This window comes from Roseburia sp. AM59-24XD, assembly GCF_003478445.1.
Classification (GTDB): Bacteria; Bacillota; Clostridia; order Lachnospirales; family Lachnospiraceae; genus Jutongia.
Window position 1 is genome coordinate 114,459 of sequence record NZ_QUET01000001.1, and the last position, 17,945, is coordinate 132,403.

Annotated in this window: 13 protein-coding genes and 2 pseudogenes; 14 read left to right on the plus strand and 1 reads right to left on the minus strand. The window is 38.5% G+C overall.

Translation table 11 applies throughout. The features are described 5' to 3' along the window. Nucleotides 1-34 precede the first annotated feature (34 nt). The 6 genes and pseudogenes from DXA20_RS00505 (at nt 35) to DXA20_RS00530 (ending at nt 6,491) form a co-directional block, all read left to right on the plus strand. Nucleotides 35-403, plus strand: coding sequence for a PrgI family protein (locus DXA20_RS00505; protein WP_055062742.1), 369 nt, complete (start codon nt 35-37; stop codon nt 401-403). A 102-nt stretch (nt 404-505) separates the two neighbouring features. Then, nucleotides 506-1,156 (plus strand): hypothetical protein, encoded by a 651-nt coding sequence (locus tag DXA20_RS00510; protein ID WP_118558921.1) that lies wholly within the window; start codon nt 506-508, stop codon nt 1,154-1,156. A 73-nt stretch (nt 1,157-1,229) separates the two neighbouring features. Beyond that, nucleotides 1,230-3,559, plus strand: a pseudogene (locus tag DXA20_RS00515) (VirB4-like conjugal transfer ATPase, CD1110 family). A 13-nt stretch (nt 3,560-3,572) separates the two neighbouring features. Continuing rightward, nucleotides 3,573-3,974, plus strand: coding sequence for a DUF6075 family protein (locus tag DXA20_RS00520; RefSeq protein ID WP_002594682.1), 402 nt, complete (start codon nt 3,573-3,575; stop codon nt 3,972-3,974). A 6-nt stretch (nt 3,975-3,980) separates the two neighbouring features. Next, a complete protein-coding gene (gene srtB / locus DXA20_RS00525; RefSeq protein WP_118558922.1) occupies nt 3,981-4,748 on the plus strand; it encodes a class B sortase in 768 nt (255 codons plus the stop codon). A gap of 39 nt (nt 4,749-4,787) precedes the next feature. After that, entirely contained in the window at nt 4,788-6,491 is a 1,704-nt protein-coding gene (locus DXA20_RS00530) for a lysozyme family protein (RefSeq protein WP_118558923.1), read from the plus strand. A gap of 64 nt (nt 6,492-6,555) precedes the next feature. On the opposite strand, the gene DXA20_RS00535 is transcribed toward DXA20_RS00530, so the two are convergent. Further along, the gene (locus tag DXA20_RS00535) at nt 6,556-7,008 is read right to left on the minus strand and encodes a hypothetical protein (RefSeq protein ID WP_015512786.1); all 453 of its coding nucleotides are present in this window, start codon (nt 7,006-7,008) and stop codon (nt 6,556-6,558) included. A gap of 225 nt (nt 7,009-7,233) precedes the next feature. Here DXA20_RS00535 and DXA20_RS00540 point away from each other — a divergent pair, with 225 nt between their 5' ends. From DXA20_RS00540 to pglX, 8 genes and pseudogenes are all read left to right on the plus strand, one after another. Next, on the plus strand, nt 7,234-7,569 hold the full coding sequence (locus tag DXA20_RS00540) for a helix-turn-helix domain-containing protein (RefSeq protein ID WP_002594686.1): 336 nt from the start codon (nt 7,234-7,236) through the stop codon (nt 7,567-7,569). A gap of 202 nt (nt 7,570-7,771) precedes the next feature. Further along, nucleotides 7,772-7,978, plus strand: a complete 207-nt coding sequence (locus DXA20_RS00545) for a helix-turn-helix domain-containing protein (RefSeq protein ID WP_101069754.1) — start codon at nt 7,772-7,774, stop codon at nt 7,976-7,978. Nucleotides 7,979-8,050: 72 nt separating this feature from the next. Beyond that, nucleotides 8,051-8,653 (plus strand): DUF1819 family protein, encoded by a 603-nt coding sequence (locus DXA20_RS00550; RefSeq protein WP_117886550.1) that lies wholly within the window; start codon nt 8,051-8,053, stop codon nt 8,651-8,653. Nucleotides 8,654-8,656: 3 nt separating this feature from the next. Continuing rightward, the gene (locus DXA20_RS00555) at nt 8,657-9,232 is read left to right on the plus strand and encodes a DUF1788 domain-containing protein (RefSeq protein ID WP_117886577.1); all 576 of its coding nucleotides are present in this window, start codon (nt 8,657-8,659) and stop codon (nt 9,230-9,232) included. Between the two features lie 13 nt (nt 9,233-9,245). Next, nucleotides 9,246-12,863: a BREX system P-loop protein BrxC gene (gene brxC, locus DXA20_RS00560; protein WP_117886551.1), complete on the plus strand. Its 3,618-nt coding sequence runs from the start codon at nt 9,246-9,248 to the stop codon at nt 12,861-12,863. A gap of 20 nt (nt 12,864-12,883) precedes the next feature. Then, entirely contained in the window at nt 12,884-13,351 is a 468-nt protein-coding gene (locus DXA20_RS00565; protein ID WP_117886552.1) for a hypothetical protein, read from the plus strand. Next, a complete protein-coding gene (locus DXA20_RS00570; RefSeq protein ID WP_117886553.1) occupies nt 13,348-14,187 on the plus strand; it encodes a hypothetical protein in 840 nt (279 codons plus the stop codon). The genes DXA20_RS00565 and DXA20_RS00570 overlap by 4 nt, the downstream gene beginning before the upstream one ends. Before the next feature lie 17 nt (nt 14,188-14,204). Next, nucleotides 14,205-17,938, plus strand: a pseudogene (pglX, locus tag DXA20_RS00575) (BREX-1 system adenine-specific DNA-methyltransferase PglX). Nucleotides 17,939-17,945 lie beyond the last annotated feature (7 nt).

Consider the following 17,945-nt stretch of genomic DNA (forward strand, 5'->3'; position numbering starts at 1 on the left):
GAGAACGACCGAAACCGCAGGAAAGGAAACAGATATGGAAGTAAAAATTAACCGTGAAATCAGAAATTATACAGAGTCAATGTTTTTTGGACTGTCGCTCAGACAGTTCATTTTTTCTGTTCTTGCTTGTGGCGTTGCGGTAGGACTGTATTTCTTGCTCAGACCGTATGTTGGCACGGAAACCGTATCGTGGGTGTGCATTTTGGGTGCTGCTCCGTTTGCGGCACTTGGTTTTGTGAAGTACAACGGTATGACCGCAGAAAAAGCAATCTATGCGTGGATAAAGTCGGAGTTTTTAATGCCGAAGAAGCTGGTGTTTCATTCTACCAATGTGTATTACGAACTGATGAAGTCAAGCATTGAACAGAAGCAGAAAGACCATTTCCGAGAATCTAAAACATAAAATGAGATTTAAGCTATTGACAGACAAGTGCTTTCTGAATATACTATAATGATTTAGCATTTGACTAGATGGGCGGCTTGGGAAGAAAGGAGAAATGTTAATATGTATAAGTATGTGGAAGACAAACAGTTTCTGAGCCGTATGCGTTCGTTATGTGGAGAAATAATGCAAGACCTTTGTCATACGCTTAAAGAAGAATATGATATTGGTGCTTCATTCTATCTCGTGGGTAGTGGTGCAAGAAACCTGATATTACAAAATGCTAATCGACCGATTGATTTGGATTATAATCTTGAAATTACAAGAATAGATGATTGGGAAGATTGCAAAGAAATCAAAGAATGTGTCAGAAAGGCTTTCAATATTGTTCTTAGAGAATATGGGTGGAGCGACTGCCAAGATTCTACCTCATCTTTGACAACGGAAAAGCGGCACTTTAATCAGGGGAATAGTACAGAGTTTTCAATGGATATTTGTATTGTTTGCGAGGATACAGACGGGAACTATCATCGCCTTATTCACGATAAGCGACGTTTTCCAAACAGATATTTCTGGAATCAAGCACCTAATTCAAGAAACATTAGAGAGAAAGCGAAGTATATCAAAGAAAAAGGAAAATGGACATTAGTTAGAGAGCAGTATCTGAGAATAAAAAATCAGTATTTAACTTCCAACGACTACAACCATTCCTCTTTCATTTGCTATATTGAAGCAGTCAATAATGTATATAATTCAAGAAAGCACTGGAACTAAATAAAACCAATTTGATGTATCGTCACTATAATCAGTGGCGATATTTTTTTCCAAAAGGAGGTCATGAGTTTTTATGATTAAGACTCTTACGAACCTGTTTAAGCAGGATAAAGAAAAATTTGTTGTACCGAAAGGGGTGCAGGACGTGATTCCCGTGGCAGCTATCTTTGATGATGGCATTTTCAAAGTGGGAAAGGATAAATATTCAAAGACCTACCGCTTTACGGATATTAACTATGCAGTGGCAAGCCGTGAGGATAAGGAAGCGATGTTCCTTGAATATTCTGAACTTCTGAACTCTCTTGATAGTGGTGCAACGACAAAAATCACAATCAATAATCGTCGGCTCAACAGACTGGATTTTGAGCAGACAATCCTTATTCCGACAACCGGAGATAATCTGGACGAGTATCGAGAAGAATACAACAAAATGCTTCTGGATAAGGCAACGGGTGCAAACTCTATTGTTCAGGATAAGTATATTACCATTTCCATCAATAAAAAGAATGTGGAGGACGCAAGAACTTATTTTGCCCGTGTCGGTGCAGATTTGATTGCTCACTTCGGCAGGCTTGGAAGTAAGTGCGTGGAACTGGAAACAGACGAAAGACTTCGTATTTTCCACGATTTTTATCGTGTGGGAGAGGAAAGCTCTTTCCACTTTGATATTAAGGAAACAAGAAAAAAGGGACACGATTTTAAGGATTATATCTGCCCCGACACAATGGAATTTGAAAAGGACTATTTCAAGATGGGAAACCGTTATGGAAGAGTCCTTTTTCTTCGTGAATATGCGTCCTATATCAAGGACAGTATGGTAGCGGAACTTACTGATATGAACAGAAATCTGATGATGTCCATTGATATTGTTCCCGTTCCGACTGATGAAGCAGTAAAGGAAGCAGAGAACCGTCTGCTTGGGGTGGAAACCAATATTACAAACTGGCAGCGTAGGCAGAATGCCAATAATAACTTCTCTGCAACTGTTCCGTATGATATGGAGCAGCAGAAGAAAGAAATGAAAGAGTTCCTCGATGACCTTACGACCCGTGACCAGAGAATGATGTTCGCTGTTATCACGATGGTTATTACAGCAGACAGTAAGGAACAGCTTGAGAATGATACGGAAGCATTGCTTACCACAGCAAGAAAACATCTTTGCCAGTTTGCAACACTGAGATTTCAGCAGGTAGATGGACTCAACACGGTAATGCCATTTGGTACAAGAAAGATTGATGCGTTCAGAACACTTACAACAGAGAGCCTTTCGGTATTTATCCCATTCAGGGTGCAGGATATTTTCCACGAGAACGGTATCTATTACGGTCAGAATGTTATCAGCAAAAATATGATTATCGCAGACCGTAAGCAGCTTTTGAATGGTAACTCCTTTATTCTCGGTGTATCTGGTGGCGGTAAGTCATTTGCGGCAAAGGGAGAAATCATCAATCAGGTGCTTTCTTCAGACGCAGATATTATCATCATCGACCTGAGCGAGAGTATTCACAGCTTGTCAATGCAATGGGTGGAGAGGTAATCAATATTTCTGCTACTTCCGACAATCACATCAATGCAATGGATATGAATAAGGATTACGGCGACGGTGCAAACCCTGTCATTTTGAAATCCGAGTTTATTATGTCCCTTTGTGAACAGCTTATCGGAGGAACAAATCTCGGAGCGAAGCAGAAGTCTATCATTGACCGTTGCACGGCAAGCGTGTATCGCAGTTATCAGCAGAATGACTATCAGGGACATATACCGACCTTGCAGGATTTCAGGGCAGAACTTTTGCAGCAGGACGAACCGGAAGCAAAGGAACTGGCACTTGCCATTGAACTTTTCACACACGGTTCTCTGAATACCTTTGCAAAGCAGACGAATGTGGATACCAATAATCGCCTTATCTGCTATGACATTCTTGATTTGGGTAAACAGCTTATGCCGATTGGTATGCTTGTTGTCCTTGACTCTATCCTGAACCGTATCACACAGAACCGTGCAAAGGGTAAGAACACCTTTATCTTCATTGATGAGATTTATCTTCTGTTCCAGCACGAATACTCTGCAAACTTCCTCTTTACCTTGTGGAAGCGTGTGAGAAAATACGGTGCATACGCAAGTGGAATCACTCAGAATGTCGATGACCTTTTGCAGAGCCACACAGCGAGAACAATGCTTGCAAACTCAGAGTTCATCATTATGCTGAATCAGGCTTCCACAGACAGGCTTGAGCTTGCAAAACTTCTGAATATTTCTGACCTCCAGATGTCCTATATCACGAATGTGGAAGCAGGACACGGACTTATCAAGGTGGGAAGTTCGCTTGTACCGTTTGCAAACAAATTCCCTAAGAACACGAAACTTTATAAACTGATGACAACCAAACCAGGCGAAGCATAAGGAGGGATTTACAATGTCTAAAATTCAATTTCGCAATGCTGCACACAGAGATTTTGTATTGGAAAATCTGGATAAGTGCAAAGTCAACGACTGCTATCACAGAGCATTTTTCTATGTGATGGGTATTTCAGAAGAAACGAGAATGAACATCGGAAAGATGTTTGATTTTAAGAGGGACTGCATCATACCGGAAGGTATGCACGGCGGTTGGCAGACAAGTGGCACAGTCAAGGTCTGCCACCTTGCCTTTAATCTCTGGAATGGATTTACGGAAGAAGGCAGGGAAAATCTCTATACACCGGAGGAACTGTTCTGTTGTGGATATGCTCCGTATTTCATGGAGGGTATCAAGTTGAGGTATCCGGAGTATTGCAGAGATTTGACTCCACCTAAGAGAAACGATATGGAAAGGTAAGAGAAAATGAGCAGAAAAATCTATATTATTATTGCGATGGTGTTTACGGTAGTGTTGTCTGTAAGCACCTTCTTTATTATCCGTAATCACATTGACTCTGCCAAGCAGAATGAAGTCTATGATAACCTTGCGGAGATTGTGGAGGACGAGCCGCCAAAGGAAAATGAGGGCGTGACGTTTTCGGAAGATAAGGACTATCTTGCGGAATATTTTGAACTTTATCGGCAGAATGAGGATATGGTGGGTTGGATAAAGGTTGAGGATACCAATATCAACTATCCGGTCGTGCAGTCTGTAAATGAGCCGAACTTCTACCTGAAGCACAAGTTTGATAAGACCTATTCCGCTTATGGCTGTCCATATGTGCAGGAAAATTGTGATGTGCAGAAACCTTCAGATAACATCATTATTTACGGACACCACATGAATGACGGTTCGATGTTTACGGGACTGATGAAGTACAGAAACAAGAGCTTTTGGGAAGGTCATAAGACGGTTACCTTTGATACACTGACGGATAGACACCAGTATGAAGTGATTGCAGTCTTTAAGACGGTTGTTTATACAAACAGCTCTGACAGCTTTAAGTATTATGAGTTTACGGACGCAGAAAATGTGGCAGAGTTTGATGCGTATGTTGCCAAGTGCAAGGAACTTTCTCTGTATGATACCGGAGTATCGGCAGAGTATGGCGACAAGCTGATTTCTCTTTCTACTTGTGAATATTCAAGAAACAATGGCAGGCTTGTTGTTGTCGCTAAGAGAGTGGATTAAACCCCACTCTCTATTATTTTTCGAGAAAGGAGGAAACCGATGGCTGATATAAAAACAAGAGATACAAGCAAAGGTACAATCAAGACCATAAATAAGGCAGCAGTTGCCACGGAGCGAATGAAGAAAGCCTATGTGATGACGAAAGATAAGGCAGAACATTCCACCAATGCTTCGGAAAATTCCGCAGAGGAATATGCTTCCGATAAAATCGAAGCGGCAACGGATAGGGCTGTTCACGAAACTGCATACCGTGCGGATAAAGTCGGCAGATGGGGTGTGCGTGAAACAAGGCAGAATTATCAGAAAGCCAAAACGGGGATTGAGAATTTTAAGACCAAGCGTGCAGAGAAGCAGCTTCAAAAACAATCGGTCAATCCTGTCGGAAAACAGAGTATCCGAACTCTGGAACATACGGAGAAAACAATTAAGCAGTCTGCAAGGTCGGCAGGAAATACGACAGTCAAGACCGTATCGAAAGGTGCAACCAATACTGTTCAAAGGTCGGTCAAGACCGCAGAACAAACGGCAAAGACTTCTATTAAGACAACAAAAGAAGCTGCCATTATAGCACAGAAAACAGCAAAAACAACAGCCAAAGCAACACAGAAAGCGGCTCAGACGGCAAAGAAAGCGGCGAAAGCCACAGCAGATACCGTTAAAGCCACAGCGAAAGCTACTGTTGCGACAGTCAAAGCGATTATTGCAGGGACAAAAGCACTTGTAGCAGCAATCGCCGCAGGCGGTTGGATAGCGGTTCTGATTATTATGATTGTCGTGCTGTTTGGTGCTGCCGTAGCAATGTTTGGAGGAGGAAGTGACAGTAATTCCTATACTCCGGTAAGTGCAGAGGTAGAAGCCTATGAACCCATCATACAGAAGTATGCCAAAGAGTACGGCATTCCTGAGTATGTAGAACTTATCAAGGCGGTTATGATGCAGGAAAGCGGTGGCAGAGGACTTGACCCTATGCAGGCAGCAGAGGGAAGTTTCAATACAAGGTATCCGCACGAACCTAATGGAATTAAAGACCCTGAATATTCTATCCAGTGTGGAGTTCAGGAATTGAAAGCGGCTCTTACTTCGGCAGAAGTGGAAAGTCCGATAGATATGGAGCATATCAAACTTGCCTTGCAAGGCTACAACTTCGGTAATGGGTATATTTCTTGGGCAAAAACAAAGTATGGCGGTTATTCTTATGCCAATGCAGTGGAGTTTTCCACTCAGCAGGCACAAAGGCTTGGTTGGGACAGTTATGGAGATACCCAATATCCGGCTCACGTTCTGAGATACTATCCGTATGGGCGAGCCTTTACTGCCGGAGGTAATCAGGCGATTGTTGAGGTTGCCTTGACACAGCTAGGCAATCAGGGCGGACAACCTTACTGGAGCTGGTACGGCTTTAATAGTCGAGTGGAATGGTGTGCCTGCTTCGTATCTTGGTGTGCTGACCAATGCGGGTATATTGAAAGCGGACTTGTTCCGAAATTTGCAGGTTGCGTGGATGGTGCAAACTGGTTTAAGTCAAATGGAAAATGGCAAGACCGCACTTATGAACCAAAGGTAGGAGATATTATCTTCTTTGATTGGGAAGGCGACGGTACAACAGACCACGTTGGTATCGTAGAGAAGTGTGAGAATGGCACAGTTTATACCGTAGAGGGCAACTCAGGCGACGCCTGCAAGCAAAGACAGTACGCAGTCGGAAGCAGCAATATCTATGGATACGGTATTCCGGCATATTAAAAATTCCAGACGGTGTCTGGAAAATTGAAAAGATGGCTGCTCAGTTGAGTAGCCATCGGGTACATTATGAGAAATCAGTTGTTTCTCTGTTATTCAGGAAAATATGGTGTGTGTGATAAGTGAAGCTGAAAAGCATATCGGCATTTTCTTTACTGCCGTCTAAAAAGGAAATATCATCGGCAAGGATAAAAAGAATTGCTAACAGCTTCTTGATATATCCAGTGTAGCAGGCATAATCTACATAGATGTTGGCGATATATCCCTCGGCAAATTCTATCAGGTCAGCGTCAATTTCAAAGCTATTGGATAGTTCGTAAACGGTTTTGATAAATTTATCCTTGTCAGCAATTCGCTCTTTACTTGGAACACTTCTGCGGTTCTTCTGTATAAATTTTAAAAAATCATCAGCTTCCGTAAAGTCGGGAGTGACTGAGCTGTCAGTTCCCAAATCTGTTTTGTAATCCTCAAATTTCTCTTTTTCAAACCGATTACTGAATATTATCTTTTGTTCGTCCATTCCTTTTACCCCTAAGTTTATTCTATGGAGATTGTTTAACTTGGCTCTTGGGTTGTGATTTGTCTTTCGCCATTAACAATCGTGAATTACTACTTTTATAGTATAACATAAAAATAGTTGTGAATCATCACTAATAGTTGGCTTGACTTCCTTTGGGTGCGTGTGATTTGAAATCGACTTAACCTATACTATTAGTTATGGAAACACACTAAGGGAGGTGATGTGATGAAGCTCGATACAATCGGCAAGAATATAAGAAAGTTCCGACTTGCGAGAAAATTACGCCAAGAAGATTTGGCTGAGAAAACAGATTTGACAACAAATTATATTGGTATGGTTGAGCGTGGAGAGAAAATTCCGTCACTCGAAACTTTCATAAAGATAGTAAATGCTTTAGGTGTATCATCGGATATGGTTCTTACAGATGTTCTGGAAACGGGATATACAGTCAAGAACTCAATGCTGAATGAGAAGCTTGAAAAACTTGCTCCTGAAGATAGAAACAGAATTTATGAAGTCATAGATACACTTGTGAAGCAGTCAAAGCAAATACTTCCATAAAACACAGAAGTTCGTCCTAATCGACGAGCTTTCTTTTTTTGCTTTGAATCACTTTACTGTTAGGTGTCAGTAATAAATGACACCTAATCAATGACGAGTTGCGAATAAACGTCCATATATTGAAAAAATAGATTATTTATGGTATGATGTTAATCGAGTAACTGTAACCAGAAGAAGCGGAGAATACAAAGGAGAGTTACAGATGAGAATAAGCTATAATAAACTTCAAAAACTTATGATTGATAATCAGATGAAAAGACAGGATTTAATGCGTGCAGCAGAGATTTCATCATCTGTTGCGACGAAATTGAATAAGAACGAAACAGTATCTCTTGATGTCCTTATGAGAATTTGTAAAGTGTTCCATTGCGATATTGGAGATATATGTGAAGTTATATTGGACGAATAGAAGGAACATTGTTTCCAGTCAAAAATAAAACGGGATATTAAAGATTTAATGTCCATCAAAAGGATGAATTAGATGGTAGAAGAAACATATAGTGCAGGATTGATTTCCCAATCATTCTGGTTTGTTGAAATGAAGAAGGTCATCAAACTGATTGATGATGGAAAGTCTGAAGAAGAAATTAAAAAAATGTGTATAGAAGAAAATCTTTTTGGTGCGGCAAAAGAGTATCGAGCCAAAAGGATATATGGATACATTTGGAACAGAGCCAAAAGACTGGATAAGACACTGATTGACTTGTTTTGTACTTCTGACTTGGCAACCCAGAAGGTAATCAATTTGATTGCCGTTCTCAGGTCAGACCGATTGTTCTTTGAATTTATGTTTGAAGTGTACCGTGAAAAAAACATACTTGGTATTCCAGTAATCGAAGACGCAGACGTAAATATTTTTTTCAAGAATAAAGAAATTCAAAGTGAAGATATTGCAGCTTGGACAGATGGTACAAAACGTAGGCTTCGCTCGATATATTTTAACTATTTGACAGATGCGAACCTTTTAACGGTTGTTGATAAGAAGAAAACAATAACGCCACCAATTCTTGATATTGCTTTAGAACGTTATCTTGAAGCGTGTGGAGAGCGTGTAATTATAAAAGCAATTACGGGGGTGGACTAAATGATGTCGCTTGACGAACGATTAGATAAAGCAGAAGAAATGATACAAAAACCCTCGTTTAGAGAGAACAAAGGGTTAGGTAATGAAGTCGGATACTATATCTTTGATTATCCGGCTGAAAAAGAATTGTATATCCGAGAGAGGATAGAATACATCAAGAAAAAAAGTGAAAACTCAGATGATGATTTCAAGGTTGTAGTGTTTGACCTTTATGACATTATGATTGACATTCTTATCAAAAAAGGATATTTAGAAAAGTGTTATCAGTTTGAAAAGACAAAAGGCTTTGAGAGAGTATCAAAATCCATCAGCAATATGTTGAGGATAACATCATCGGACAGTCTGATAGTGAATCATATCAGGGATAATACACCGGAGAAAGCAGTTGTGTTTATTACTGGTATTGGAAAGTGCTATCCGATATTGCGTTCACATACGGTACTGAATAATTTACATCAGGTCATAGATAATGTTCCGGTAGTGCTGTTTTATCCGGGCAATTATGACGGTCAGGAACTGGTGTTGTTTGGAGAGATAAAGGACGATAACTATTACAGAGCGTTCAAGCTCGTGGATTAAGAGGAGAGGGAATATGATTATCAAGAATATGTTTTCAAAGCCTATTGACAGAGATATTAAAGGCGTAATCAAAGTTGGTCAGGATGACGATGCAAATATTAAGCAGGAGCTTGAAGAATATGTTGTGACAAGAGAACTTCAGAAGCATTTTTCTGATTTCTTTGCAAGCTACAAGAGAGGAATTACTGGAAATACAGACAAGATGGGCGTGTGGATTTCCGGCTTCTTTGGAAGTGGTAAATCTCACTTCCTGAAGATTTTATCCTATCTCCTTGAAAATAAAGAAGTTGGCGGTAAGAAAGCGATTGATTACTTCGTAGATGATAATAAAATTTCTGACCAGATGGTACTTGCAGATATGAAACTGGCAGGCACGATTCCGACGGATGTTGTCCTTTTCAATATTGACTCTAAAAGCGAAGTGAATGGCAAACAGTCTAAGGTTGCTATTGTTTCCGTATTGCAGAATGTGTTCAATGAAATGCAGGGATTTAGTGGCTCTAATCCGTTCCTTGCAGATTTGGAACGCAAATTGACAGAAGAAGGAAAGTACAATTTATTCAAAGAAAAATTTGAAGATAGCTTTGGTTCTGCTTGGGAGGAATCACGTAGCGACTTTGATTTCATTCAGGACGATGTGGTAGAAGTCCTTGATGAGATTGGATTTATGAGCATAGAAGCCGGTAGAAACTGGTGTGAGAAAGCTACTGGAGAATATACATATAAGGTTGAGGATTTCGCCAGACTTGTTAAGAAATATCTTGATAAAAAAGAAAGCAATCATCATATTGTATTCCTGATTGATGAGATTGGACAGTACATAGGCGATGATTCCAAACTGATGCTGAATCTTCAGACCGTAACAGAAGATTTGGGTACTGCTTGCGGCGGTAAGGCTTGGATTATCGTAACAAGTCAGCAGGATATTGATTCGATTACAAAAACAAAAGGAAATGACTTCTCAAAGATTCAGGGACGTTTTGATACCAGACTTTCTCTTTCATCAGCTAATGTTGATGAGGTTATCAAAAAGAGAATCCTTGAAAAGAACGAAGCAGGAAAACAGACACTTACACTGCTTTACGATGATAAGGCGACAGTCATCAAAAACCTCATTCTGTTTAACGATGGAGTTGAAAAGAAATTATATTCAGACAGAGAAAATTTTGCGGACATCTATCCGTTTATTCCATATCAGTTTAATTTACTTGGAAGTGTGCTGACTTCCATTCGTACTCACGGAGCATCTGGCAAGCATCTGGCAGAAGGCGAGCGTTCTATGCTTGCATTGTTTAAAGAATCTGCCGTAAAAGTTATGAATGATGAGCCGGGAACGATTGTGCCATTTAATATGTTCTATGACGCCCTTGAGCAATTCCTTGACCATTCTCATAAGGGTGTTATTTCCCGTGCCTTAGATAATGAGTATCTGAATCCAAATCACGAAAAAGAATGTTTTGATGTTAATGTACTGAAAACACTCTTTATGATTAAGTACGTTAAGGAAATCAAAGCAAATATTGAGAATATCACAAGTCTTATGGTATCGAATGTAAATGATGACCGTATGGCACTTGCACAGCAGGTAGAGGACGCTTTAAAACGCCTTGTTCGTCAGACGTTGGTTCAGAAGAACGGGGATATTTATGTATTCCTGACAGATGAGGAGCAGGAAATCAACAGAGCGATTGAATCACAGAACGTGGATTCCGGAGAAGTCATTGCAAAGGTATCTGAGATGATTTTTGATGGTCTTTACGATGAAAAGAAGTATCGCTATCCGGCATTCAACGGAAGATATGCGTTTGCTTTTAATCAGGTTGTTGATGATAAACCATATAAGGCAAATCAGAATAATGATATAACATTGAAAATTCTTACTCCGAACAGCGATGAGCGAGCAGATGAAACGACAATGAGAATTCTGTCTGGTCAGTCAAGTTGCGTACTTGTAGTATTGCCTGACGACAGAACATTTCTTGATGAAATCCGTTCTGCTTTGCAGATAGAAAAATTTATCCGCTTTGATGCTACAAATGCAGTTACACAGTTTGAAAGCATTAAGGAAGCTAAGAAAGTGGAAATGCGTGAGAGAAACGGTGCTGCAAAACTGTTCCTTTCAGAAAGCTTGAAGAATGCAGAAATCTATGTGAATGGCGATAAAATTCAGAGCGGAGCAAAGGAAATTGCATCCAAGATAAATGAAGCACTCGGCAAGTTGGTTTCAACTGTTTATCATAAGTTGTCTTATATTGATGCGGCAATGAGTGAGTCGGATATTCGCACATTATTTAAGAATAATGGACAGCAGCTTACTCTTGCAGGTACAAATACCGCTAAGAATGAATTGGCTTTGCACGATGTCAATGATTATATTGCTTTGAACACACAGCGTCACATGAAAACTTCTATGAAGTCCATTCTGGAACGTTTCTTGAAAGCACCGTATGGTTTTGTAGAAGCTGATGTGCAGTGGCTTGTCGCTAAGCTATTCAAAGATGGCGAAATTGCAATGTTCGTTAATAACGATGCAGTTACATTGCTTTCAAAGACTCCGGAAGAAATTATCCGCTATTTGACACGCAAAGAGTTTAATGAAAAGCTGATGACAGAGAAGCGTGTAAAAGCGAATGAAAAGCAGAAGAAGTCTGTCCGTACAGTAATGAAAGAACTATTCAATGTTACTTCGGCAAGTGATGATGACGATGCGATTATGAGAAGTTTTCTTGGTTATGCATCAAATCTGAAGAATGACCTTGAAAAATTGGATATTCACTATGCGACACAGCCTGCATATCCGGGCAAACAGCTTATTGCTTCTGGTAAAAAGCTGATGGCTGATGTTTTGCAAATGAAATATTCCAATGAGTTCTTCGCAGGCATTGACCATAAGAAAGATGATTTCCTCGATTTTGCTGAGGATTATGAGCCTGTTAAAAAGTTCTTTGCAGGAGAACAGAAGGGCATATTTGATAAAGCTCTGAAGCTGATGAAGATTTATGATGACAGTAAGACATTCATTGTAAATAGTGAGATTGAAGCAGTTGTTGCGGACATCAAGTCTATTTTGAAGAAATCTGTTCCTTATTCAGAAATCTTTAAATTACCGGAGTTACTGGACACTTTTATCAATCTTTACAGCAAACTCCTTAATGAAATGCAGAAGCCGATAGATAATGCCATTCAAGAAGCAAGACAGCGTGTTTTTGAAGAATTGCAAGATAAGAAATGCCACGATAAATTGGCTGATAAATATGTAAATCTGTTCAGAGAAATCAGTGACAAGGCAATGAGATGTAACAATGTGGCTACACTGCAAAATATCAAAGTGGAAGCAGACGCACTCAAAGTCCGCTGCTTAAATGAAATTGAAAAAGAAGAAGCGAAAATCATTGCAGAGGAACAGCCTGTTCACGTTGCAGAAACTGGAAACTATGGTGGAGAAACGATTGCTCCGGCTGCACCTGCTCCAAAGGTAAAGAGAAAGAAAACGGTTAGCATTAAATCTATCAACAATGCGACAACTTGGCAGCTTGAGAATGAAGCAGATGTTAAGAAGTATATTGCAGAACTTGAGAAAAAACTGATGAATACTTTGGAAGAAGACACGATTATCAACATTGAGTTCTAAGAGATTGGGAGGTGTATGCCTTGTCAACAGAAAATTTTACAATATCTATTCAGGGAGATAGCGAAGGATATGTGACTTTTGAATGCCCATACTGCAATTCAGAATTTAAGTTGCAAGCCGGAGAATATCAAAATGACGACGAGCCTTTTGAAGAATTATTTTGCCCTTATTGTGGTCTGGCGAAAGAAAAGAATGAATTTTTATCATCAGATGTAATCGAGCAGGCACAGGCAATCGCTTATAACTATATGGTAGAAGAATTGAACAAGACCTTTAAGAAAATGCAAAGGTCGGTTAATCGTTCTAAAGGTTTGATAAAGATAAAAATGGATTATAAGCCATTGAAAAAGGTTGCAACGAAAGAATTAAAGGATAAGGATACCACAGAAACAGAGTTTAAGTGTTCCTGTTGTGGTCGCAGAGTAAAGGTACTTTATTGTGCAGGAGCAGCAAAGGTGTTTTGTCCGTATTGTGGGGTGGATATATGAACAGATTAGAATTAAGAAAACTGAGTTTAGAATTTCGCAGATTATCAAGCAATTTGCTTAATAGCACAGATGACACGGCGGATATAAATCTTTCTCGATTCCTCAAATTTATAGATGGAAACGAGTTAATATCTGGAATCATTCAGGATAAAATATCAGGTGTCGATTATGATTTTAAAGAATGCTATGATATTGGCTCTGATGATTGGGCTGATTATACTCCGCCAGTAGATGAAGCCTGCCATATAAAGGCACAGTATGATTATTTGAATTTTATAAATAATGAGAATACAGTTAATGTCAGAAGTCAGGCTATGAATTATTGTTGGTCTGATAAGAAAATAAATACAATTATACAAAATTTTCTTGATATGGCATTTAAGCCACTTATAGATTTTATTAACGACCAACTTTCGATGGAAATGATTGTTTATGATGAGGAGGCAAAAGCTATGGGCGGAAATACATATATTCAGAATATTGAAACTGTCAATGGCTCTGCGAGTCAGCAGAACAGTGGCGTGATAAATACTTATAACACTACAAATGATACAAGTTCTATGCTTGATTTGATTGATAAATTATTGGCTTCATTACCTGAGATACAAGGTGTTGATGCAGAAGAAATTGAGAATGTAAAAGATGATTTGGAAATGGTTCAGGAACAGTTGAAAACCGATAATCCGAAAAAGAACCGTATAGGAAAAGCTCTTGTAGGTATCAAAAAGTTTGCAGGCGATTTTTCTATGAAACTTGCAGTAACACTTGCTGCCGGAGCAGTTACCGGAGCAGATTGGGGTATGTTACTGCAACAGCTTGAAAACTTTATTAGATAAGAGATGGAGAAAGCAAGATGAATAAAACAGCAATAAAAAATTTTTCTGTATGGGCAAGGGAAAAACTTATATCAGATATCATCTATAAGGCAAGTATGATTGGTATCACGGAAGATGGAATTGCAGATGAGTTACCTCAGTCAACAAATGACTTGCATTTTTTTGATATTGGAACGAAGAATTATGCTGAGGTTTCTGGCAAAGAAATTGAACAACGTGATGCATTAGTTAGTGCAATTAAGAAAAAAGAAAGAGACATTCAAAATTATAAAGAAGCATTTAGATATCTGATTGAAGAAGTTGCATATACTTGGTTCAATCGTCTAATTGCGATTCGTTTTATGGAAGTAAATGATTATTTGCCTTCCGGTGTTCGTGTGCTTTCTTCTGAAAATAAAGCAAAAAAAGAGCCTGATTTGGTAACGGCACCGTTTGATACCGATTTGGAATTTACATCATCTGAACAGGATAAAATAATCCAACTGAAAGACGATAATGAATTAGATGAGTTGTTCCGTATTCTTTTCATTAAGCAGTGCAATAAACTTCACGATATTTTACCTGATTTATTTGAAAAGACAGATGATTACTCAGAACTATTGCTTACAATTCCGTTCACAGACCCAGATGGAATTATATATCATCTTGTGAACGATATTGAAGAAGTTGATTTCCGCATTAACGATGAAATGTATACCGATGATGGAAAAATAAAAGCTGATGGTCAGGTCGAAATTATTGGTTGGTTGTATCAATATTATAATATTGAACCAAAAGCAGCAGTTTTTGGACGAGCAAGCGGCAAGAAAATATCGAAAGAAGAAATTCCGGCAGCAACACAGCTTTTTACACCGGATTGGATTGTTCGTTATATGGTTGAAAATTCATTGGGTAGAATTTGGATAGAGGGGCATCCAGATAATTCTTTGAAAGATACTTGGAAATATTATATTGATGAAGCAGAGCAAGAACCTGATGTTGTAGCTAAACTTGAAGAAATTAAATCAACATATAAGGAGTTAGCACCGGAAAGCATTAAGATAATAGACCCGTGTATGGGTAGTGGTCATATTCTTGTGTATGCTTTTGATGTACTTATGCAGATATATGAGAGCTATGGATATACGCAGAGAGATGCTGCACGTAGTATATTGAAAAATAATATTTTTGGTCTTGATATTGATAAACGTGCATATCAGCTTGCTTATTTTTCAATAATGATGAAAGCTCGTTATTATAATCGAAGAATTTTAACTGAGGGAATAGAACCGAACTTATGCTTTGTTCAAAATAGTACGTCGTTGTCAGAGTCTGCACTTGAGAAAATGGGGGACTGCAAAAATATTACCCAACAGCTTATTTCTGATTTTAAGTATGCAGCCGAATATGGAAGTGTAATGACAGGTTCTTTGTCGGAAGATGATTTAAAAATAATAAGCAACCAAGTTGGTTATATAGAAGAACACAAGAATGATGGCAACTTAATTGATATTATGAATTGCAATGAGGTTATTTCAAACCTTGCACCGTTGTTAAAACAGGCGATTATGCTTACACAGAAATATGATATTGTTGTTACAAATCCACCGTATATGCCGGTAAGCAATGCGGAAACGAGATTGAATGACTATGTTAAGAAAAAATATCCTGACAGTAAAACGGACTTATTTGCAGTATTTATTGAACGATGCAAGGAAATGTTGAAAGTAAACGGATACCAAGCAATGATAACAATGCATTCTTGGTTATTTATTTCCTCTTATGAGAAGTTACGTAAGAAAATATTATTGTCTGACATAATTAGTATGGCACATCTTGGAGCAAGGGCATTTGATGAGATAGCAGGCGAAGTTGTTCAAACTACAAGTTTTGTTATGAGAAAAAGTTATCTCGAAGAGTATAAAGGAACATATTGTAGATTGATAGAACCAACGTCTGAAAAAGGTAAAGCAGATGAATTTTTGGCTGAGAATAATCGTTATTATGCTAAACAAAAGGATTTTGAGAAAATACCGGGAATGCCAATTTCTTATTGGGTTAGTAAACAGATAATTAAAGCGTTTGATAAATATCCTTCCTTGGGAGAAATGGCATTAGCAAGAAATGGAATGAAGACAGGAGATAACAATCAATTTGTTCGTTTATGGTGGGAAGTCGCAGATAGCAAATTTAATTCAAAAGCGAATTCTACTAATGAAGCCGTGCAATCAGGAGCAAAATGGTTCCCATATAACAAGGGTGGAGAATATCGCAAATGGTATGGTAATAATGATTGCGTGGTTAATTGGGAGAATGAGGGAGCTTGCGTAATTGGAAAAGCAAAAATTGAAAAACGAAATGTACAGGATTACCCTAATAAATTAAAGTTTTTGCCATCTGCAACTTGGTCACTTATTACATCAAAGCCAGCATTTAGATATAAAAAATGCAATATTTCGGATATTGCAGGAATGTCATTTTACCCATATGATGATAATCTATATTACTATTTAGGCTTTTGTAATACAATAATTGCTTCTGAAATATTAAAGTTAATAGCTCCTACAATCAATTTTCAGGCAGGGGATATTTCCAGATTGCCTATAATTATAGAGAATGATAAGAAAGAAATAATTGAAAATTTAGTAAAAATGTGTATTGATATAGCTTCAAAGGAATGGGATTCTTTTGAAACTTCTTGGGACTTTAAAAAGCATCCATTGGTTTGTTATGAAGCAGATAAGGTGTCAGTAGCTTTTGAGATGTGGACAAAAGAATGTGCTGAGCGTTTTATCTGCTTAAAACTAATGAAGAAGAACTTAATCGCATTTTTATTGACATCTACGAATTGCAGGACGAATTGACACCGGAAGTAGAAGATAAAGATGTTACGGTTCGTCAGGCTGATTTACAGAGAGAGATTAAGAGCTTAATTTCTTATGCAGTTGGCTGTATGTTTGGTCGTTATTCTCTTGAACGTGAGGGGATTGTATATGCAGGTGGAAACTTTGATGATGTTTATTGGAAGTATAAAGGGCAGGCTGCATTAGACAAAAATGGCGAAGCAATAGAAGGCAGTTATGCTGGTATATCTCTTGCGGATTATCATTATCCTAAATTCCATGATACTGATGATTGGAAAACTGCAACAGAATTATCATTTGAACCTGATGCGGATAACTGTATTCCAATTACGGACGAGGAATATTTTGAAGATGATATTGTCGGTCTGTTTTGTGCTTGGCTGAAAAAGGTTTACGGAGAAGATACGCTTGAAGAAAATCTTGATTTTATTGCGAATGCCCTTGGTAATAAAGGAAAGACAAGCCGTGAAGTAATCAGAAATTATTTCCTGACAGATTTCATCAAAGACCATATTAAGACTTATCAGAAACGCCCGATTTATTGGCTTTTTGATAGTGGTAAGCAGAATGGGTTTAAGGCTCTTGTTTATATGCACCGTTGGAACGCAGACACCATTGGTAATGTTCGAGTTGAGTATCTGCATCGTATTCAGCGTGTGTATGAAAAAGAGATTGTCCGTATGCAGGAAATTATAGACAACAGCCATGATAACAAGGAAATTTCCAATGCCACAAAGCGTAAGGAAAAACTCCAGAAACAGATTAAGGAAACCAAAGACTATGATGCTAAAATCGCTCACTTAGCTCTTTCCCGTATCGACATTGACCTTGATGATGGCGTAAAAGTCAATTACGAAAAAGTCCAGACCGCCGATGGAAAGAAAATGCAGATTTTAGTAAAGATATAAGTGAGGT